Below are 20,791 nucleotides of genomic sequence, written 5' to 3'. Positions count from 1 at the left end.
TGTCTTCTCAGTGGACGCGCTGCGCGGCCGGTTCGTCGTCCTCCGTCCTGCGCGCCGAAAGAATCTTCGCACGCGGGGTCCGGCAGTCGGGGGGCTCGATGCTGATGCGCGGCAGCCATCGGTCCAGACGGCGCGGCAGCCACCAGTTGGCGCCGCCCAGCAGGTGCATCAGGGCGGGGACCAGCAGGGTGCGCAGGACGAAGGCGTCCAGGGCGACCGCGGCGGCGAGCGCGATGCCGAACATCGCGATGACCCGGTCTCCACTGAGGACGAAGGCGAGGAAGACGGAGATCATGATCACCGCGGCGGAGTTGATCACCCGGCCGGTCTCGGCGAGGCCGACCCGGACCGCCCGCCGGTTGTCGCCCGTCTCCAGCCACTCCTCGTACATCCGGCCGACCAGGAACACCTGGTAGTCCATGGAGAGGCCGAAGAGCACGGAGACCATGATGACCGGGAGGAAGGGTTCGATGGGCCCGGCGCTGCCCAGCCCCAGCAGTTCACTCCCCCATCCCCACTGGAAGATCGCGACGACGACGCCGAACGAGGAGGCGACGGCGGCCACATTCATCGCGGCCGCCTTCAGCGGGATGCCGATCGACCGGAACGCCAGCAGCAGGAGCAGGCAGCCGAGCCCTATGACGGCGCCGACGAAGAGCGGGAGTTTACCGATGATGATCCGGGCGAAGTCGTCGTAGCCGGCGGTCACGCCGCCCACGTGGGTGTGCAGTGAGGTGTTCGCCTCGGCGTGCGGCAGGACGTCCGTGCGCAGCCGGTCGACGAGTGCGCTGGTCTCCTGCGACTGCGGCGACGAGGTCGGGACGACGGTGACGAACGCGGTGTCGCCGCTGTTGTTGTACGTGACCGGGCCGACCGACGCCACACCGTCGGTGGCCCGGAGCGTGGCAGGCAGAGCGTCCATCGCGAGCCGGTCGTCGGCGCCGTCGAGCTGCGCGGCGATGGTCAGCGGGCCGTTGACGCCGGGCCCGAATCCGTCGGCCAGCAGGTCGTACGCCTGCCGGGTGGTGGACGACGCGGGGTTGTTGCCCTGGTCGGAACTGCCGAGATGGAGCGCGAACGTGGGCAGTGCGAGGACGAGCATGACCGCGGCGGCGACCGTGCCGAGCAGTTTGGGGTGGCGTTCGACGAAATCCGACCAGCGCGCGGCGAAACCGGTGGGCAGCTCGGGCTGCGGTCCGTGCTGGGCGAGCTGCTTGCGCTCGCGCCGGTTCAGCGCCCGCATCCCGATGAAGGAGAGCAGCGCGGGCAGCAGGGTCACCGAGGCGGCCACGGTGAGCACCACGGTGAGCGAGGCGGCGATCGCGACTCCGTTGAGGAACCCGAGCCGCAGGATGAGCATGCCGAGCAGTGCGACGCAGACGGTGGCTCCGGCGAAGACGACGGCGCGCCCGGTCGTCGCGACGGCGTTCTGCGCCGCCTCGGCGACCGTCATGCCGCGCCGCAGTCCTCTGCGGTGCCGGGTGACGATGAACAGCGCGTAGTCGATGCCGACGCCGAGCCCTATCAGCATGCCGAGCATGGGGGCGAAGTCGGCGACCGTCATCAGGTGCCCGAGCAGCACGATGCCCGCGTACGCCGTTCCGACCGAGACGAGGGCGGTGGCGATGGGCAGCAGGCTGGCGGCGAGCGAACCGAAGGCGAGGAAGAGGACGACCGCGGCGACGAGCACCCCGACGGCCTCACTGAGGTGGGCGGACGGTGCCTCGGTCAGGGCGACGGCGGAGCCGCCCAGCTCCACCTGGAGTCCGTCGCCGGCAGCCGCCTTCGCGGTGGCGACGACGGACCGGGCCTGCTGTACCGGGATGTCGTCGGCCTGATGGTCGAAGGTGATCGTGGCGTAGGCAGTGTGTCCGTCCGCGCTGATCTGCCCCGCGCCGGAGGCTCCGTAGGGCCCGGTGACGCCGCCGACGCCGGGCAGTTGCTCGATCGCGTGGAGGGTCCGGGTCATCGTCTGCCGGACGTCGGCGGCGCGGACGGTGGAGTCGCTGGTGTGCCAGACGAGAGTGTCGGTGTCGCCGCCGAGGTCCGTGAATCCGCTCGTGAGCAGGTCGGTCGCCCGCTCGGACTCGGTGCCGGGCACGTCGTAGTTGTTGGAGTAGGCGGACCCCGCGAACCCCGCCGCGGTGGCCGCGCCGCCGAGGGCGAGCAGCCAGATGAGAACGGCGAGGAGACGGTGCCTGATGCACCAGCGGGCGATGGCAGCCAACGGACATGCTCCCTGGTGATTTATGGAACTTTGCGCGAGATCTGGTGAACAGGCCGCAAAGAACACATGGCCTGAGAATCGTCACTCTGGCAGCCGTCAGTGATCCTTTGCCCGTTTCGTGGCGATGCTCACAGGGACTGATATCTCCCCTACACGCACTGCCGGTTACTGACCGCGCGCTGCCCTCCGACGACTCGACCCCGCCTCCATGGATTCCTGCTGCGGCTCCTCCTCCGTTTCCTCCTCCGCCTGCAGCTCGTCCTCGTACCGCTCCTCGATCTCGGCGATGCCCTTCGCCACGGCCTCCGCGAGATGGACGGGACAGGTGCGCGGCTCGCCGCCGAAGCCGCTGTCGGTCCCGGGTGCGGGGCAGTTGTCGGGGACATAGAGGTGGGCTATGTGAGCGGCGCGGTCGGCGCTGCGCTCGCTGCCGGGCACATGGCCGCCCGGGTGCGCGCACTCGGCGCCTGCTGCGCCGGCGGGGAGAGCGGCGGCAGCGTCACGGAGGATCCCCAGGATCTCCCGCGCGACGCCGTACGGCAGCTCCAGGGTGTCGGCTGCCGCCGAGGTGAGGAGCAGCAGCACGGTCCGGTCGAGCGGGTTCCCGTCGGGGCCGATCTCGTCGTACCGCCGGGCCGCCCACAAGGCCGCACCGGCCGACGCCGTCTCGTCCCGGTACGGCGCATACCGCTCGCTCAGCGGCTTGATGTCGAGGCGCCCGTCGGGGAGCGGATACACCGCGTCGAGATGCTCCGTGTCACGGGTGCCGAAGAGCTCGTCGACCGCATCACTCAGATGGTCGCGGGCCTCGACCGCCAGCCTGCGCAGGAACGTGGTGCAGGTCCATGCCTCCAGCGACGCCCCGTACCCGTCCTCGTGGTCCTCGCGCAGGCCGGCCCTGCCGCCGGGGCTCTGCAGCTGGATGCCGTCCCGGGCCTGGCTGTCGGTGCCCCCGTCCAGCCCCGGGTGCTCACCGTCCTGGTGGGCGCACTCCTCGTCCGGCAGCAGCGGCAGTACGGAGTCCAGTCCCTCGATCATGTCGTCGAGCAGCGACCGCCGCCTGATCCGGCCCGAACCCACGTACCAGCAGCTCGCGTGGGCGACGACGACGTATCCGGCGAGGCTCGCGCGGGTGAGGACGCGCGGCGGGGCGGCGTGGGGCTCCAGGTCCCAGAACGGATCACCGTACGGATGGTCGTTGAGCACACCGTTCAGGCTGCCGATGGCCTGCTGATGGTTCTCCGGGACGATCTGCGGGATCTCCGCGGTGCTGCCCGGCAGGATCACGTCGGCGGCGATCGTGGCCCATCCGGCGGCGTTGCGGGGGCAGGCCTCCGCCGCCTCCCGGCTGTCGAGCGGCACCTGGACGTCCGGTGCACCGAGCAGTCCGTCCGCGTCGGTGTCCCACTCCTCCAGGGCCGTGAGGTACGGATGCGTCTCGTGCCCGCACGGCCGCGCCTCCAGGGCCTGCGCCGCGGTGCCGAGCGCGTCGACGGCGGCCCGCCCGACCGGGGCGCCCTGGCGCCGGACGATGTACGGCGCCATGCCCACCAGTGCGAAGGTCAGCGGGAGGGCCTGCTCGCCGCCCGGTTCGGCGGCGAGCAGGCGGGCGCACTCCAGGACGACGGGGTCCGCCTGGTCCTGGGCGGACCCCGTCGTGACGGCGGACCAGTTCTCGATCGGTTCAGTCATGATCGTGAATATGCCCGTCGCACGGGGCGCGGTTCCGGGTATCTGCGGCGGTCAGCCGGAGACGCTCGCCCGGCCGTTCTCGATGTGCCCCATCAGCCGGCGGCGGAACACGTCGTCCCCGTCGACGGTGACGGACAGGTCGTACCAGCCGTGCGCGTCGGCGGCCGAGTGGACAACCGTACGGCTCCGACCGGGCTTGACCTTGATGGTCCGGGTCCAGTCGCGCAGGTCCGCCTCGTCGACGTACCCCAGCGGCCGGACGGTGAAGGTGAGCGTCCGCTGCCCCGTGTTGCGCAGGGTGACGTGAAGATCGCGCTCATGGGCATCGATCCAGGTGGCGACCTCGGGTCCGCCGACGGCAGGTCCTGCGAACTCGCGGCGGAAGCCGTTCGGCCCGGTCACCGTGAACCGGTACGCGTCACCGGTGAGCGGCACCGTCCATTGCGCCGTGCCCCGTACATCCCGGTGCTGCGGTACGGGAAACTCGCCCGCGTACGGGTAGAGCGCGAAGTGTGCCGACGAACGGCCCGTGTTGCTGAGGGCCACCCGCACTGCCCCGTTCGCCACGGTCGACTGGGCGTCCGGCTGGTACGGCAGCGGACGGGCGGGCCGGACGCCGGGCTCCTGCACGGGCATCTGCTGGACGGCCGGCGGCTTCGGCTGCCACCGTCCGCTGAACGGCGGAATGGTGCCCGGCTGCTCGACCTCGGGCCTGCGCTGCCCGCGCGTGAAGTCGAACGCGGAGGTCAGATCGCCGGTGACGGTGCGCCGCCAGTCACTGATGTTCGGCTCCTTCACACCCGTCCACCGCTCCAGGAAGCGGATCACCGAGGTGTGGTCGAAGACCTCGGAGCAGACGTAGCCGCCCACGGTCCACGGCGACACGACGAGCAGCGGCACCCGTACGCCGAGGCCGGTGGGCTTGGAGTCCCACTGCTCATCGGTCACCTCGGGCGGCGCGACGGGCGGCGGGACGTGGTCGAAGAAGCCGTCGTTCTCGTCGTAGTTGATGACGACGGCGGTGTGCCGCCAGACATCGGGGTGCTTGCCCAGCGCGTCCAGGACCTTGTAGACGATCGTCGCGCTGTGGATCGGGGAGGAGACGCTCGGGTGCTCCGAGTCGACCGCCGACGGCACCAGGTAGGAGACCTCGGGCAGCGTGCCCGCCGCCACGTCCGCAGCGAACGCGTCGGCCAGCGTGCCGGTCTCGACCCGGCGCAACGCCCTCTCGAACAGGCTGCGTTCCGAGTCCGTCAGCGTGGCGACACCGTCCTCCAGCAGACCGAGCAGCCTGGCCCGCTCCGCCGCGTCGTCCGTGTCACGGACGGCCGCGTAGAAGGACTCCATGTAGGTGTGGCCACCGGTCTTCGCCAGCGCCTTGCGGGCGATCGCCTTGAAGGTGGCGAAGAACTCGATCTGGTTGTCGGTGAAGTTCTCCCACTCGGTGTACGTCTTCCAGCTGTGCCCGGCCTCCTCGAGCCGTTCCGCGTACGTGGACCAGTCGTACCCCTGATGGGTGCCCTCGTTGTACGCGTCGTTGCCGACCGCCCGCTTGCCGTTCGCCTCGAAGCCCGTCTTCCCGCTCCACAGGTGGTTGCGGTTGGGGCTGGTGGAGGTGTGGATGGATGAGTGGTAGGCGTCGCAGACGGTGAAGGTGTCGGCCAGTTCGTAGTGCAGCGGGATGTCGCGGCGATCGTAGTACGCCATGGTGGCGGCCGTCTTCGCGGTCACCCAGCCGTTCATCCAGCCGCCGGCCCATGCCTTGCCGCCGCCGCTCCATGAGTGGTCGAGGGCGCCGATGTACTGAAGGTCCTTCTTCTGCGTCGCGGCGGCGTCCCGGATCGGGAAGGGCAGCACGGAGGTGCCGGCCGCGCCCGGCTGCTCGAAGACCGGCTTCCCTGAGGGCAGCTCGATCGCGTTGCGGTCGCCGAACCCGCGTACGCCGCGCAGGGTCCCGAAGTAGTGGTCGAAGGAACGGTTCTCCTGCATCAGGATCACCACGTGCCTGATGTCCCCGAGCCCACCGCCGGACCCCGCCGCAGGCGAAGGCTGGGCGGCCATCGCGGCCTGCAGCGACGGCGGCAGCAGCGAACCGGCCGCCGCGACGCCGAGCGCGCCACCACCCAGTGCGAAAAGCCGTCGCCGTGAAATGTCCGTGGTCAAGTTGAGCCTCCCGAGTCCGGTCCTACAGCGGGGAAGCTAATGAAGGCAGGTGGCTGCGGAAAGGCCGCAGCACGGCCCGGCGGTGAACGTCCAAGAGGTCGCCCGGGAAAGTCCAACCCGCTTACCCGGTGGAAATGCCGGTCACACCCCGATCGTGTGCAGGGCTCCCCACAGTGCGAGCGTCGACGCGGCCAGCGTCGCCGGTACGGTCAGCAGCCCGAGCCGGGTGAAGTGACCGAGCTCGGGTGCTGCGCCATGGGTGTGCAGGATGCGGCGCCAGAGCAGGGTCGCGAGCGAGCCGACGTAGGTGAGGTTCGGGCCGAGGTTCACCCCGATCAGCGCGGCGAGCAGCGGTCCCGGTCCGGCCGCCGCGACAACCGGGAGCAGGGCCAGGATCGCCGGCAGGTTGTTGATCAGGTTGGCGAGCACCGCCGCCACCGTGGCCACCGCCAGCAGCGCGGGCAGTGACGAACCGTCGGGCAGGAGCGTGCCGATCCCGGTGCCGAGGCCGTGGTCCACGACCGCCTTGACGACGACGCCCAGGGCGAGGACGAACAGACAGAACAGCGGATTGGCGGCGTGCACCAGCCCGTTGACCGTGGTCTTCCGCTGCCCCAGCGCACGGACCGCGAGGACCGCCGCCCCGGCCAGCGCCGCCCACAGCGGTTCCGCACCCGCGAACGACGTGACGACGAAGCCCGCCAGCGTCGCAGCGAGGACGACAAGGGTGAACACCGGGACGCCGGGCCCGTCCTCGTCCGGTTCCGGCGGATGCGCGCCCGCTGCCAGGTCGGCGGCGAAGAAGCGGCGGAAGGCGACGTACTCGACGGCGATGGCCGCCAGCCACGGCAGGGTCATCAGCGCGGCGAAGCGGGTGAAGGAGAGGCCGCTCGCGGTGAACGCCAGAAGGTTGGTGAGGTTGGAGACGGGAAGCAGCAGGGATGCCGAGTTGGCGAGATGCGCGCAGGCGTAGACGTACGGGCGGGGACGGGCGCCGACGCGGGCGGCCGTGGCGAGGACGACGGGTGTCAGCAGAACCACCGTCGCGTCCAGGCTGAGCACCGCCGTGATCAGCGCGGCGACGACGAAGACTCCGCCGAGCAGCGGCCCGGTCCGCCCCCGGCAGAGCCGGGCGACCAGATCGCCGGCGGCCACGAAAAGCCCTTCGTCGGCGCAGAGCTGGGCCAGCACGAGAATGGCGGCGAGGAAGCCGACCACCGGCAGCAGACTGCCGATCTGGGCCCGGGCGTCGGCGAACGGCACGGCGCCGATGACGACGAGCAGCAGGGCCGCGGGTACGGCAATGGTCGCCTCCGGCAGCCCTCTGGGGCGTACGACGGCGAACGCCAGCACCGCGAGGAGGAGCGCGACGGAGACGATTTCGGCGGTGACGGTGTTCAGCGGACTCTCTCCGGACGCGGGAAGAAACAGGAAGAAGAAACGGAAGGGGGGTGCACCCGGTCAACGGGTGCACCCCCCTTCATCTGCGTGCAGCGGCAGGAAGGACTCAGCCTTCGACGCCGAGCCTCTCCAGGATCAGCTCGCGGACGCGGGCCGCGTCCGCCTGGCCGCGGGTGGCCTTCATGACCGCGCCGACGAGCGCGCCCGCCGCAGCGACCTTGCCGCCGCGGATCTTGTCCGCGACGGCCGCGTTGGCGGCGATGGCCTCGTCGACGGCCGTGCCCAGCGCACCCTCGTCCGAGACGACCTTCAGGCCACGCTTCTCGACGACGGTGTCCGGGTCGCCCTCGCCCGCGAGGACACCCTCGATGACCTGGCGCGCCAGCTTGTCGTTGAGGTCGCCGGAGGCGACGAGCTCGGTCACCCGGGCGACCTGCGCCGGGGTGATCGCCAGCTCGTCCAGGGCGGTGCCGGTCTCGTTGGAGTGACGGGCCAGCTCGCCCATCCACCACTTGCGGGCCTGGTCCGACTGGGCGCCCGCCTCGGTCGTGGCGACGATGAGGTCGACGGCGCCCGCGTTGAGGATCGACTGCATGTCGAACTCGGAGACGCCCCACTCCTCGCGCAGCCGGTTGCGGCGTACGCGCGGCAGCTCGGGAAGTCCCTTGCGCAGCTCCTCGACCCAGTCGCGGGCCGGAGCGACGGGAACCAGGTCCGGCTCCGGGAAGTAGCGGTAGTCCTCAGCGTTGTCCTTGATGCGGCCGGCCGTGGTGGAGCCGTCGTCCTCGTGGAAGTGCCGGGTCTCCTGCACGACCTCGGCGCCGGAGTTCAGCACCGCGGCGTGGCGCTGGATCTCGTAGCGGGCGGCACGCTCGACGGAACGCAGCGAGTTCACGTTCTTCGTCTCGGAGCGCGTACCGAACGTCTCGGTGCCGTTTGGGCGCAGCGACAGGTTCACGTCGCAGCGCATCTGGCCCTGCTCCATGCGGGCCTCGGACACGCCGAGCGCCTTGATGAGCTCACGCAGCTCGGCGACGTACGCCTTCGCGACCTCGGGGGCGCGCGCACCGGCTCCCTCGATCGGCTTGGTGACGATCTCGATGAGCGGGATGCCCGCGCGGTTGTAGTCGAGCAGCGAGTGGGACGCGCCGTGGATACGACCGGTGGCGCCGCCGACGTGCAGCGACTTGCCGGTGTCCTCCTCCATGTGGGCGCGCTCGATCTGCACCCGGAAGGTCTCCCCGTCCTCCAGCTGGACGTCCAGATAGCCGTTGAAGGCGATCGGCTCGTCGTACTGCGAGGTCTGGAAGTTCTTCGGCATGTCCGGATAGAAGTAGTTCTTCCGGGCGAATCGGCACCACTCGGCAATCTCGCAGTTGAGCGCGAGACCGATCTTGATGGCGGACTCGACGCCGATCGCGTTGACGACCGGGAGGGAGCCGGGCATCCCCAGGCAGGTCGGGCACGTCTGCGAGTTCGGCTCGGCGCCCAGTTCGGTGGAGCAGGCGCAGAACATCTTGGTCTTGGTGCCGAGCTCGACATGGACCTCGAGGCCCATGACGGGGTCGTACGTCGCGAGGGCGTCCTCGTACGGCACCAGGTCAGTGACAGTCACGGTGAAACTTTCCCTCTCAACCCAGCAGTACGTCGTCGTCGCCCAGGCGCTTCAGCTCTCGGCAGAGCAGAGCGATGCCGGTGGCGATGGCGGCAGCGGAGACGACGGCGTCGACCAGCCGGAGCGTGTCGTGCTCGGAGCGTGCCTTCTTGGCCTGCTTGAGTACGCCGATCGCGCCGAAGGCGGTGGTGCCGATGGACAGGTACGTACCGGTCTTGGACTTCTTGAAGCCCTTGGCCTTGGTCAGTGCGCTCACAGCGACGGAGCCTCCTCCAGCAGCGGGTGCCCCCACTTTTCCACGAAGGCGGCCTCGACGGCGGCCCCGACCTTGTACAGGCGGTCGTCCTTCATGGCGGGGGCGATGATCTGCAGACCGACCGGCAGGCCGTCCTCCGGTGCCAGACCGCAGGGCAGCGACATGGCGGAGTTGCCGGCCAGGTTGGTCGGGATGGTGCACAGGTCGGCCAGGTACATCGCCATCGGGTCGTCGGCACGCTCGCCGATCGGGAAGGCGGTGGTCGGGGTCGTCGGGGAGACGATGACATCCACCTGCCCGAAGGCCTTCTCGAAGTCCCGCGTGATGAGCGTGCGGACCTTCTGCGCCGAGCCGTAGTACGCGTCGTAGTAGCCGGAGCTGAGTGCGTACGTCCCGAGGATGACGCGGCGCTTGACCTCGTCGCCGAAGCCGGCCTCGCGGGTGAGCGCGGTGACCTCCTCGGCGGACTTCGTGCCGTCGTCACCGATCCGCAGGCCGTAGCGCATGGCGTCGAAGCGGGCCAGGTTGGACGAGCACTCGGACGGCGCGATCAGGTAGTACGCCGACAGACCCAGGTCGAAGGACGGGCAGTCCAGCTCGACGATCGTGGCGCCGAGCGACTTCAGCAGCTCGACCGATTCGTTGAACCGCTGAACGACACCGGCCTGGTAGCCCTCGCCGGAGAACTGCTTGACGACACCGATGCGCATGCCGTCGACGCTGCCGCTCAGGGCGGCCTCGACGACGGGCGGGACCGGGGCGTCGATGGACGTCGAGTCCAGCGGGTCGTGTCCGCCGATCACCTCGTGGAGGAGGGCCGCGTCCAGGACTGTGCGGGCGCAGGGGCCGCCCTGGTCGAGGGAGGACGAGAAGGCGACCATGCCGTACCGGGAGACGCCGCCGTAGGTGGGCTTGACGCCGACGGTGCCGGTGACGGCGGCGGGCTGGCGGATGGAACCGCCGGTGTCCGTGCCGATGGCGAGGGGGGCCTCGTACGACGCGAGGGCGGCCGAGGAGCCACCGCCGGAGCCGCCCGGGATGCGGGTGAGGTCCCACGGGTTGCCGGTCGGGCCGAAGGCGCTGTTCTCGGTGGAGGACCCCATGGCGAACTCGTCCATGTTGGTCTTGCCGAGGATGACGACATCGGCCGCCTTCAGCTTCTTGGTCAGGGTCGCGTCGTACGGCGGGACCCAGCCCTCGAGGATCTTCGAGCCGACGGTGGTCGGCATGTCCTTCGTGGTGAAGATGTCCTTGAGCGCCAGCGGGACGCCGGCCAGCGGGCCGAGCTTCTCGCCCGCCGCCTTCTTCGCGTCGACGGCGCGGGCCTGCGCGAGCGCACCCTCACGGTCGATGTGCAGGAAGGCGTGGACCTTCTCGTCGACCGCGTCGATCCGGGCCAGGTGCGCCTCGGTGACCTCGACGGCCGTGAGCTCACCGGAGGCGATCTTCGCGGCGATCTCGGCGGCGGTGAGCTTGATGATGGAGCTGTTGTCCGTCATGACTTCTAGTCCTCCCCCAGGATCTGCGGCACCTTGAAACGCTGCTGCTCCTGGGCCGGGGCGCCGGAAAGCGCCTGCTCGGGGGTGAGCGACGGACGGACCTCGTCCGCGCGCATGACATTGGTCAGCGGCAGCGGGTGGGAGGTCGGCGGTACGTCTTGGTCGGCGACCTCGGAGACGCGGGCGACCGCGCCGATGATGTCGTCGAGCTGACCGGCGAAGTGATCGAGCTCTTCGCCCTTCAGCTCCAGACGCGCCAGCCGTGCGAGGTGGACGACCTCCTCGCGCGTGATGCCAGGCATGCAGCGATCCTCAGGGGTGAGTGTTGTGGTTTTGGCCCCAATCCTATGGGGTCCGGCATGGGAGGGGCCGCCACCCATGGAACACTCCGCTCTGTTCTGCGCGTATCGGGGCCGGTCGGGCCCGTCGAGAAGGTCCCCCGTGCGTGTGCGGCGTCTTCGATGCCGTGGGGGAGAACGAGGACAGGACGCCGCCCGCGCGTTCCGGGCTCTCTTCTCCTACCGGCCGGCCGGCCCGCTCACGTCGTCGCCGGACGCGAGGGGACCCCTCGCCCGGGGGACCGCGGCTCAAGCTGGGCCACCCCCGTCGCCGCGGCTGCGACTGCGGCCGCGGCCGCGGCTTCCAGCTCGGCCGGCCGACGCCAGCCGTGCTCGCCGCGCGCCCTCAGCCAGGCCGTCGTCTCCTGCGGCGGCATCGCGGCAGCCACCAGCCACCCCTGCACCGCGTCGCAGCGCAGGTCCCGCAGCCGCTCCCACGTCTCGTCGTCCTCGACGCCCTCGGCGACGACCAGCAGGCCCAGCGAGTGGGCCAGGTCGATCGTGCAGCGGACGATCTCCGCGTCCTCCTGGTCGATGGCCAGCCGGGCCACGAACGACCGGTCGATCTTCAGCTCGCTGACCGGCAGCCGGCGCAGGTGGACCAGCGAGGAGTAACCCGTACCGAAGTCGTCGAGGGACATCTTCACGCCGTGCGCGGTCAGCCCGGCCAGCGTGTCCGCGGCGCGCTGCGGGTCCTCGAGCAGCACGTGTTCCGTGATTTCCAGCTGCAGGGAGCCGGGAGGGACGCCGTGCCGGGCGAGCCGGGCCGCGACGCCGCCCGCGAAGCCGGGGGTGTGGACGTCGCGCGGGGAGACGTTGACCGCGACGGGGACGAACAGTCCCTGTGCCCGCCACCGGGCGACCTGCGCCAGCGCCGTCTCCAGCACGTACTCGGTGAGGTGCGGCATCAGCCCCGACGACTCGGCGATGGCGATGAACTCGTCCGGAGGGACCCGCCCGCGCTCCGGATGCACCCAGCGCATCAGCGCCTCGAGCCCGGCCACCTGACCGTCGAAGCGGACCTTCGGCTGGTAGTGGAGCTCCACCTCACCGGCGTCCAGGGCGCGCCGCAGGTCACCGAGGAGCCCGAGCCGGTCCGGGGTGTTGCTGTCCCGCTTCGACTCGTACACCTCGACGCCCGTACGGTCCCGCTTGGCCTGGTACATCGCCACGTCGGCGCGCCTGAGCAGCCCTTCGGCGTCCAGTGCGTGCTCGGGGTAGACCGCGACACCGGCACTGGCCTCCAGCACCAGTGTGAGTCCGTCGAGGTCCAGCGGTGAGGAGAGCTCGGCGACCAGATGACGGGCGACGCGCTGGGCACTGGTGGTGGAGTCCGCGGTCGGGAGCAGTACGGCGAACTCGTCGCCGCCGAGCCGCGCGGCCTCCGCTCCGCGCGGCAGGGCCAGCCGGAGCCGTTCCGCTATCTGCAGCAGCAGCCGGTCCCCCGCCAGATGACCGAGGGTGTCGTTGACGGCCCGGAACCGGTCGAGGTCGATCAGGACGAGGGCGGATCTGGCGCCGATGGTCTCGGCGTCCTCCAGGGCCGTCCAGGTGCGCTCCAGCATCCACTGTCGGTTGGGCAGTCCGGTCAGCGGGTCCCGCAGTTGCTCCTCGGCTCTGGCCCGGGCGATCCAGAGGGTGGAGTCCAGGGCGATCAGCGGGACCGCGAAGAGCGGCAGCAGTACGGGGGTGGTCGTCGCGACGACGCAGATCAGCGGGGCGATGCCGAGCAGGGCGACCGCGACGAGCCCCTGCCGCAGCAGGGCCGTGCGCGCGGTGGTCGGCAGCCCGCCGCCCTGGGGTGCCCGCGCATACCGCAGGAGGACCCGGGTGACGAGGAGATAGGTGGCGGCGGCAAGGAGGACTTCCGGGACCGCGTCGATGCCCCAGTCGGGTGGCCGCCACGGCGATTCGACGGTCGGCACGTCACCGAACACGGCGAGGACCAGCGCCGCCGCGCCTATCCCCAGGATGTCCACCGCCCCGTGCAGCAGCCCCTGCCGCCAGCGGTGTCGTCGTGCCACGCCGACGAGGACGACGACGACCAGGCTGACGAGTCCGGCGGACACCCAGCCGTAGAGCAGCAGGACGGCCAGGGTGAGGGCGGCGCCGGATCCGGTCCCGCCCCACCAGCGGTCGCGCCCGAGGGCGACCAGATGGCCGACGACGATTCCGGTGAGGACGGCGAGCGACCAGCCGGCCGCGCCGTCCGGGAAGAGCGCGTGCCCGCCGCTCACGGTCCGGTAGAAACCGGTCGCGAGCTGGACCGTGGCGATCGCCACCACGACGGCACCCACTCTGGGGGTGAGGCCGAGGAAACCTTGCAGCCACGACACAGGTGCGGCGCTCTCGGTCGGTTTCATTCCGTCCCTCTCACAGCCGGCGATGCCGATGTCACCTGTTGTCCCGCTCCCATGCCACCACGGCCCCACAGCGGGCACGCAGTTGGGGCTCGGCAGGCGCACGTCTCAACAGTAGGCCGCGAAACCGCCTACGGGCAGCGCTCTACAGCTCTTGCCCGAATGCAATCCGACTATCCGTCAGCGCCTGGTATGCGCCGAACGGGTGAACCAGGACGTCCCGACCGGGCCCCTTGCCCGGGCAGGCCCGTTCCGTATCGCGTCCGGACCCGCCCTGAATCCGGTCCGGCGCCACCGCGATCCGCTACTCCTCCACCGGTTCGGCGACAGGTACAGCCACCGCGCGCGCCGCTTCGGACCCCTCTTCGAGCAGTACCGCGAAGCCCGCCCCGTCCAGAACCGGAACCCTCAGCTGCATCGCCTTGTCGTACTTCGAGCCCGGGTTGTCGCCGACCACGACGAAGGAGGTCTTTTTCGAAACGGAGCCGGTGACCTTTGCTCCCCGGCTCTGCAGGGCCTCCTTCGCGCCATCCCTGGTGTGGTCGGCCAGCGTGCCGGTGACGACGACGGTGAGGCCTTCGAGCGGCCGTGGTCCCTCGTCCTCGCCCGCGCCCTCGTCCGCCATCCGGACCCCGGCCTCCCGCCACTTGCGCAGGATCTCCCGGTGCCAGTCCTCCGCGAACCACTGGGTGACCGAGGCGGCAATGATGGGTCCGACCCCGTCGGCGTCGGCCAACTCCTGCTCGGTGGCCGCCTCGATGCGCTCCATCGAACGGAACTGACGGGCCAGCTCCGCCGCCGCGACCGGACCCACATGACGGATCGACAGTCCGGTGAGAATCCGGGCGAGCGGGGCCTCCTTGGCGGCAGCGACGGATTCCAGCATCGCCACGGCGTTCTTCTTCGGCTCGCCGTGCTGATTGGCGAAGACCAGGGCGGTCTTCTCCTCGCCGGTCCTCGGGTCGCGCTTGGGCAGCCCGCTGTCCATGTCGAGGACATAGGCCCGGATCGGCAGCAGCTGCTCGATGGTCAGTCCGAAGAGATCGCCCTCGTCGCGCATCGGCGGTTCGACAGGGTCCAGCGGCCTGGTCAGCGCGGCTGCGGCAACGTAGCCGAAGTGGTCGATGTCCAGGCACTTGCGGCCCGCGAGGTAGGCGACGCGCTCCCGCAACTGTGCCGGGCACGAGCGCGCATTGGGACAGCGGACGTCGATGTCGGCCTCCTTCATGGGCCGCAGCTCCGTCCCGCACTCGGGGCAGTGGGTCGGCATCACGAACGCCCGCTCGGTGCCGTCCCGCAGATCGACGACCGGGCCGAGGATCTCCGGGATCACATCGCCCGCCTTGCGGATCACCACCGTGTCGCCGATGAGGACGCCCTTCTCCTTCACCACGTTCTGGTTGTGCAGCGTGGCGAACTCGACCTCGGAGCCCGCCACCTCGACCGGCTCGACCTGCGCGTACGGAGTGACCCGGCCGGTGCGTCCGACGCCGACCCGGATGTTCACCAGCCTGGTGTTCACCTCCTCCGGCGGGTACTTCCAGGCGATCGCCCAGCGCGGGGCGCGCGAGGTGGAGCCCAGCCGGCCCTGCAGCGCGATCTCGTCGACCTTGACGACGACGCCGTCGATCTCGTGCTCCACGGAGTGCCGGTTCTCGCCGAAGTACGCGATGAACTCCCTTACGCCGTCGAGGGAGTCGACGACCTTGTTGTGTCTCGCGGTGGGCAGGCCCCACTCGTGCAGCAGCTCGTAGGCGTGCGAGAGACGGTCGACGCCGAAGCCCTCACGGGCGCCGATGCCGTGCACCACCATGTGCAGCGGGCGGCCCGCGGTGACCTTCGGGTCCTTCTGGCGCAGCGAACCCGCCGCCGCGTTGCGCGGGTTGGCGAACGGCTTGTCGTCGGCCGCCACCAGCCGGGCGTTCAGCGCCTCGAAGGCCTCCATCGGGAAGAAGACCTCGCCGCGGATCTCGACCAGCTCCGGGATCCGGTCGCCCTTCAGCCGGTGCGGGATCTCGGCGATCGTACGGACATTGGGGGTGATGTCCTCTCCGGTACGGCCGTCCCCGCGGGTCGCCGCACGGGTCAGCAGCCCCCTCTCATACGTGAGACTGACCGCCAGGCCGTCCACCTTGAGCTCGCACAGGAAGTGGTGGTCCGCGGCGCCGATGTCCTTGGCGACGCGCTCGGCCCAGACCGCCAGCCCCTCGTCGTCGAAGGCGTTGTCCAGCGAGAGCATCCGCTCGCGGTGCTCGACCGAGGTGAACTCGGTCCGGTACGGCCCCGCGACCTTCTGGGTCGGCGACTCCGGCGTACGCAGCTGCGGATACTCGTCCTCCAGGTCCTGCAGCGAACGCATCAGCCGGTCGAACTCGGCGTCACTGACGACCGGCTGGTCGTTCACGTAGTAGCGGAAGCGGTGCTCCTCGATCTGTTCGGCGAGGAGCGCGTGCCGCCCCTGTACCTCCGCGGGCACTTCCGACTGCTGTCCGCCGGCCATCGTCTCGTCCTCCCGTTACCCGATACCCGTTACTCAGGGTTGTCTGCGAGCGATCTCGCGGCCCGGGCGCAATGGGCGAGCGCGGCGCGCGCGTACGCCGGCGACGCTCCCGCGAGCCCGCACGACGGGGTGATCACCAACGACTCGGCGAGAGTCCCCGGATTCAACCCCAGCCTGCGCCACAGCGTCCTGACACCCATGACGCTACCGCCCGGGTCCGACAATGCGTCCGAAGCCGGGTCGGTTCCGGGCACCACTCCGAGGAAGAGCTGGGTCCCGCCCTCGACCGCTTCCCCGATCGCTTCCTCCTCACGCTCGGTGAGCAAGGAGAAGTCGAACGACATACCGTCGACGCCGGCGCGACGGAGCAGCGCGAACGGCACGTCGGGCGCGCAGGTGTGGACGACCGTGGCGTCGTCGCCGTTCGCCGCCAGCACATCGCGGAGCGTGCCCTCCACCACCTGCCGGTCCACGGCCCGGTAGGTGCGGTATCCACTCGCCGTCCGGATCTGTCCGCGGAGCACACCGGTCAGGGACGGCTCGTCGAGCTGCAGGATCACCTGGGCGCCTGGCACCCTGCGTCGTACGTCGGCGAGGTGGTTCCGCAGCCCCTCCGTCAGGGAGGCCGCCAGATCGCGGCAGGCGCCCGGGTCGCCGAGCGCTGCCTCTCCGCCCCGGCGCTCCAGTGCGGCTGCCAGCGTCCAGGGGCCGACGGCCTGGACCTTGAGCGGTCCCTCGTACCCCTGGGTGAACTCCTCCAGCGCGTCGAGGTCCTCGCCGAGCCAGGAGCGGGCCCGGCGGGTGTCGTGGCCCGGGCGGTCACTGATCCGCCAGCCGCTCGGCTCGACATGGCCGTACATGTCGACGAGCAGCCCGATGGTCCGCCCGATCATGTCCGCGCCGGGCCCGCGTGCGGGCAGTTCCGGCAGATACGGCAGCCCCTCGCCGTCCCCGAAGGACCCGGTGACGGTCTTCGCCGCCTCCCGCGCGTCTCCCCCGGGCATCGACCCGATCCCGGTGGCGCGGCACCCGCTGAACTTGCTTTTCTCGCTCACGCAGGAAGCGTCTCAGATGAGCTTAGGTTTTCCTGGGTGGGGCTGGATTTTCGACCCAGCCCCGGTCCCGGTGGAAAAGTGATCTCGGCTGTGCCCTTGGCTGTATCCGTCGTGCGACGGGGGTGGCATGGGTGTGCAGGTGGAAACCTGCGCCGAATCCGGCCCCTTGCGACTGGTGCCGTTTGGGGTTGCTCATCGTGTGCGGTGCCTGTCGCCTTCCGCGCCGCTGGGTGCGGTGGGTCGGTGACTGGGGCATCCGCCCCGCCGGACGCTTCCCGCCCGGGCCCGCAGCAGGGTTACGCGCTGCAGGGCTTCCGGGTGGGGCGGGGACCCTGCGTCGCTGCCTGGGCACAGGGCGGTTTCTCGTCGGTCCCGCCTTCGTCCGGTCCACAGCAGTCATCTGCAGCGGGCCGGTCGGGGCGGCGGGCCGGGGGTGGGTGGTGTGCTGGACCGGCTGGTCCAGCTCCGGGACCGTGCGGCGGATCACGTACGTGCCGCTGCTGCGGTCCAGGACGGTTGTGTACTGGTGTTGCAGGCCGCGGGCGCCGATACGCTGCCAGGCGGCAACATCGCGATCCGCGCTGTAGCCGCAGGCATTGTTGGGGCAGAGCGCCCACTTCCAGCCGGGTGTGGTGCGGTCGGGGGCAGAGTGGTGCCGGAAGGCCGTCAGGCACTTCGGGCAGTACTTGGAGGTGCCGCGGGCCGGGACGATGACCACCGCGATGCCGTACTTCGCGGCCTGGTGGCGGGTGTGGGTCACGATCTGCCCGCGCACACTGGGGGAGAGGCGGGTGTTGAGGGTGCGGCCCTTGCCGCGGGCCTCCATGTCCCGCAAATCCTCTAGGTAGATCACCGTGGCCCGAGCGGCCCGGGCGTGATCCACCATGAAGCGGGCCGCTGCCTTGGCGAGCTGCTCGTTCAGCCGGGTACGGCGCCTGCTGACCCGGGCATGCTCGGTCCGCAGCACCGCCAGCTTCACCACCGTGAGCGGATCTGGGCGCCAGCCGTGCTCGGCCTGCCCGTCGACCAGGCTCTGGATGTGTGCGGCCTTGGTCCAGAGGTGTTCGGCCAGCACGCGCAGCCGGTTGGCCTTGGCCAGCACCCCGTCCACGCGGAAGAACACGGGGCGGCCATCGGTGAGCACGCCTCGCTGGGCACCGCCGGACAGGGTCAACACCCCGCCGGTGAGGAGGGTGTTCAGCCCGTAGTCGAAGGCGACGGCCCGGGTGTGCCCGTCGCGCCGGGTCTTGGGGGCGGCCGATGTGTGGGCAACGTCCAGGCGCAGGCGTCCGTTGCGTTGGCGCACGGTCGGCACGTGGAGTGCGGCCGTGACACCGACGGTGGGTGGCAGCCGGAACCGGATCAGAACCGGGTGCCAGTCAGCACGGGTACGCGGATCGGGCCTCACCTGCAGACGTACCGTCAGGACCGCGTAATGGGCCGGGTCCTCGTTGCAGCGGGACAAGGTGGCCAGTTGCTTGTCCGCAGCGGACAGCACCACCTGCCGCCCGCCCCCCGGAGCCTGCTCCAGGTCACAGATATCGGCGGGCAGACGCCCATGCTGGGTGCGGAAGGCGGTGATCTGCCGAGTCCGGGCCCGCAGGACCGACGCTGCAACACCCTGCCCGTCCGGACACGCCGCCCGCAGCGCATCCCACTCGCTCGCGGTGCGCTTCATCGGATCAGGATTGCCGACGGGCCAGGTGGTCAGTACCGCGTCGGTGATCTGGGCGCGCCACCACGCCGAACGCAGCGCCCGCCCGGCCTGCTCCTCGGCAATACGCCGCACCCGGTCCGGAACGTACAGACCTCCGGGAACGGTCGCGGGCCAGCCCAGCGTGCGCAATGCCATCCACGCGTTCGACGGCAGCCGCACCCCCTCCGGGTCCCGCCCGGAAGCAAGCTGAGCCACATCGGGGCGGTTCCAGTGGGCGCGGCTGACCTCCGTACACATGGTCTCTACCAGATCGGTCAGCCAGCCCACCCGCTCGCCTAGCACATCACTGCTCAGGACTTCGCCGGTGACGGTGTCCAGACCACGGAACGCGGACGCCGACGCACACGCCACCCGCTCCGTCTCCCCCTCACCCAACTGGATCTTCCGCCGCACCACGTCACCCCCGCCCCACCGGCTACGACTGTTGTCCGATCATCGGACTCGCATACGTAACGCGCCCCGCCCAGAAAGGTCACCCCGCAAACGGAACACCCCCGAAGCGAGCCGGAAAGATCAGAGCAAACCCAGGAAAACCAGGCCGATCAATCCACTGCTGGTGACCCTACGGTCCGGGGCGCGGGCCCTGCCCCGGGGCCAGGACGGGGCGGACCGGTCAAGTCGTTCACGGTCATGGTCAGCGCCCGGGGCGGACCGTCAGGTCGTTGACCTCGGCGTCCCGCGGCAGATCGATCGCCATCAGCAGCGTGGTGGCCACGGACTCCGGGTCGATGAACCGGGAGGCGTCGTACTCCTTGCCCTCCTGCCGGTGGACCTTGGCCTGCATGGGGCTGGCGGTGCGCCCGGGGTAGACGGAGGTCACCCGCACCCCGTTGTCGTGCTCCTCGTGGCGCAGCGAGTCGGCGAGCGCCTTCAGGCCGTGCTTGCTCGCGGCGTACGCGCTCCACTCCGCGTGCGCGCTGAGCCCGGCGCCCGAGTTCACGAAGACGACATGCCCCTGGGCGACCCGCAGCTGCGGCAGGAAGAGCCGGGTCAGCTCGGCAGGGGCGACCAGGTTGGCGTTGAGCTGGAAGTGCCACGCCTTGGGCGTGAGGTCGCCGACCCGGCCGAGCTCCACGACGCCCGCGATGTGCAGCAGTGAGTCGAGCCGCTCCGGCAACGACTGCTGGGCGAACGCCCAGGAGAGCCGGTCCGGGTTGCCGAGGTCGCCGACGAGTGTGCGGGCGCCGGGGTACAGCGCGGCAAGCTCCTTGGCGCGGCCCGCGTCACGGGCCAGCAGCACGAGCTCGTCGTCCCGCTCCAGAAGACGGCGTGCGACAGCTGCGCCGATGCCGGAGCCGGCACCGGTGATGAGATGAGTGGACATGGTCCCATGGTCGCATCCGTCCACCTGCCTACCGCAGCCCGGACCACTCCTCCAGGTAGGCGAGGGCGCCGACCCCGTCCTTCGCGAAGAACACCAGGTCGGCGAGCGGAATCGGCAGGAAGCCGTCGTCCTCCATGCGCTGGAACTGCTGGCGCAGCCCGTCGTAGAAGCCCGCGGTGTTCAGAAGGACGACCGGCTTCCTGTGTTTGCTGTGCTTCTTCAGCTCCAGGATCTCGGTCGCCTCGTCGAGCGTCCCCGTACCGCCGACCATGATCACGACGGCGTCCGCCTTCTCCAGTAGCAGCGCCTTGCGCTCGGCGAGATCGCGCGCGATCACCATCTCGTCGGCGTCGACCCGGGCCTTCGCGGCGAGGAAGTCCACCGACACGCCGACGAGCCTGCCGCCCGATTCCTGCACCCCGTCGGCGACGACCTTCATCAGCCCGCTCTCCGACCCTCCCCAGACCAGGGTGTGCCCGCCCTTGCCGAGCAGTTCGGCGAATTCGCGGGCGGGCTGGGTGTAGCGGTCGTCGAGATCGGCGGCGGAGAGGAAGACGCAGATGTTCATGGATGCACCGTATGCGACGCCACTGACACTCCACGGAGCCGGGGAAGAAAACGATGTACGGAGCGGCTGCACCTGA

14 protein-coding genes are annotated in these 20,791 nt (G+C 70.5%); all 14 read right to left on the bottom strand.

What is annotated here, in order from left to right; translation table 11 throughout:
- Positions 1–7 precede the first annotated feature (7 nt).
- Positions 8–2,227, bottom strand: a complete 2,220-nt coding sequence (locus AB0I23_RS02005) for an MMPL family transporter (protein ID WP_359105976.1) — start codon at positions 2,225–2,227, stop codon at positions 8–10.
- 165 nt (positions 2,228–2,392) lie between these two features.
- Entirely contained in the window at positions 2,393–3,919 is a 1,527-nt protein-coding gene (locus tag AB0I23_RS02000) for a hypothetical protein (RefSeq protein ID WP_359105974.1), read from the bottom strand.
- Positions 3,920–3,970: 51 nt separating this feature from the next.
- A complete protein-coding gene (locus AB0I23_RS01995; RefSeq protein ID WP_359105972.1) occupies positions 3,971–6,082 on the bottom strand; it encodes a phosphocholine-specific phospholipase C in 2,112 nt (703 codons plus the stop codon).
- A gap of 141 nt (positions 6,083–6,223) precedes the next feature.
- Complete coding sequence (locus AB0I23_RS01990; RefSeq protein WP_359106241.1) at positions 6,224–7,483, bottom strand: SLC13 family permease; 1,260 nt, start codon at positions 7,481–7,483, stop codon at positions 6,224–6,226.
- A gap of 106 nt (positions 7,484–7,589) precedes the next feature.
- Positions 7,590–9,098, bottom strand: a complete 1,509-nt coding sequence (gatB, locus tag AB0I23_RS01985) for an Asp-tRNA(Asn)/Glu-tRNA(Gln) amidotransferase subunit GatB (protein WP_359105970.1) — start codon at positions 9,096–9,098, stop codon at positions 7,590–7,592.
- A 16-nt stretch (positions 9,099–9,114) separates the two neighbouring features.
- Entirely contained in the window at positions 9,115–9,354 is a 240-nt protein-coding gene (locus tag AB0I23_RS01980) for a hypothetical protein (protein ID WP_037690052.1), read from the bottom strand.
- Positions 9,351–10,853: an Asp-tRNA(Asn)/Glu-tRNA(Gln) amidotransferase subunit GatA gene (gene gatA / locus AB0I23_RS01975; RefSeq protein ID WP_359105968.1), complete on the bottom strand. Its 1,503-nt coding sequence runs from the start codon at positions 10,851–10,853 to the stop codon at positions 9,351–9,353. The genes AB0I23_RS01980 and gatA overlap by 4 nt, the downstream gene beginning before the upstream one ends.
- 5 nt (positions 10,854–10,858) lie before the next feature.
- Entirely contained in the window at positions 10,859–11,155 is a 297-nt protein-coding gene (gene gatC / locus AB0I23_RS01970) for an Asp-tRNA(Asn)/Glu-tRNA(Gln) amidotransferase subunit GatC (protein ID WP_358862620.1), read from the bottom strand.
- A gap of 236 nt (positions 11,156–11,391) precedes the next feature.
- Positions 11,392–13,554, bottom strand: a complete 2,163-nt coding sequence (locus AB0I23_RS01965; RefSeq protein WP_359105966.1) for a putative bifunctional diguanylate cyclase/phosphodiesterase — start codon at positions 13,552–13,554, stop codon at positions 11,392–11,394.
- A 301-nt stretch (positions 13,555–13,855) separates the two neighbouring features.
- Entirely contained in the window at positions 13,856–16,051 is a 2,196-nt protein-coding gene (gene ligA, locus AB0I23_RS01960) for an NAD-dependent DNA ligase LigA (RefSeq protein ID WP_359105964.1), read from the bottom strand.
- Positions 16,052–16,080: 29 nt separating this feature from the next.
- Positions 16,081–17,106: a methionine synthase gene (locus AB0I23_RS01955; protein WP_359105962.1), complete on the bottom strand. Its 1,026-nt coding sequence runs from the start codon at positions 17,104–17,106 to the stop codon at positions 16,081–16,083.
- A gap of 22 nt (positions 17,107–17,128) precedes the next feature.
- Positions 17,129–19,216 (bottom strand): zinc ribbon domain-containing protein, encoded by a 2,088-nt coding sequence (locus AB0I23_RS01950; RefSeq protein ID WP_359105960.1) that lies wholly within the window; start codon positions 19,214–19,216, stop codon positions 17,129–17,131.
- A gap of 241 nt (positions 19,217–19,457) precedes the next feature.
- Positions 19,458–20,147 carry an SDR family oxidoreductase gene (locus tag AB0I23_RS01945; RefSeq protein ID WP_359105958.1) on the bottom strand — a complete coding sequence of 230 codons (690 nt, stop codon included), beginning with the start codon at positions 20,145–20,147 and terminating at the stop codon, positions 19,458–19,460.
- Between the two features lie 28 nt (positions 20,148–20,175).
- A complete protein-coding gene (locus AB0I23_RS01940) occupies positions 20,176–20,715 on the bottom strand; it encodes a TIGR00730 family Rossman fold protein (protein ID WP_359105956.1) in 540 nt (179 codons plus the stop codon).
- Positions 20,716–20,791 lie beyond the last annotated feature (76 nt).

The sequence above is a fragment of the Streptomyces atratus genome, from assembly GCF_040655115.1.
In the GTDB taxonomy this organism is placed as follows: Bacteria; Actinomycetota; Actinomycetes; order Streptomycetales; family Streptomycetaceae; genus Streptomyces; species Streptomyces atratus_D.
Note: the sequence above shows the minus strand (reverse complement) of the source record. Positions and strands in the feature narration are given on the sequence as shown.

Excerpts from the sequence above, each read along its gene's own strand:
- gatA (WP_359105968.1), bottom strand. The coding sequence starts at position 10,853 with ATGACGGACAACAGCTCCATCATCAAGCTCACCGCCGCCGAGATCGCC.
- AB0I23_RS02000 (WP_359105974.1), bottom strand. The coding sequence starts at position 3,919 with ATGACTGAACCGATCGAGAACTGGTCCGCCGTCACGACGGGGTCCGCC.
- AB0I23_RS01965 (WP_359105966.1), bottom strand. The coding sequence starts at position 13,554 with ATGAAACCGACCGAGAGCGCCGCACCTGTGTCGTGGCTGCAAGGTTTC.
- ligA (WP_359105964.1), bottom strand. The coding sequence starts at position 16,051 with ATGGCCGGCGGACAGCAGTCGGAAGTGCCCGCGGAGGTACAGGGGCGG.
- gatC (WP_358862620.1), bottom strand. The coding sequence starts at position 11,155 with ATGCCTGGCATCACGCGCGAGGAGGTCGTCCACCTCGCACGGCTGGCG.
- AB0I23_RS01940 (WP_359105956.1), bottom strand. The coding sequence starts at position 20,715 with ATGAACATCTGCGTCTTCCTCTCCGCCGCCGATCTCGACGACCGCTAC.
- AB0I23_RS01945 (WP_359105958.1), bottom strand. The coding sequence starts at position 20,147 with ATGTCCACTCATCTCATCACCGGTGCCGGCTCCGGCATCGGCGCAGCT.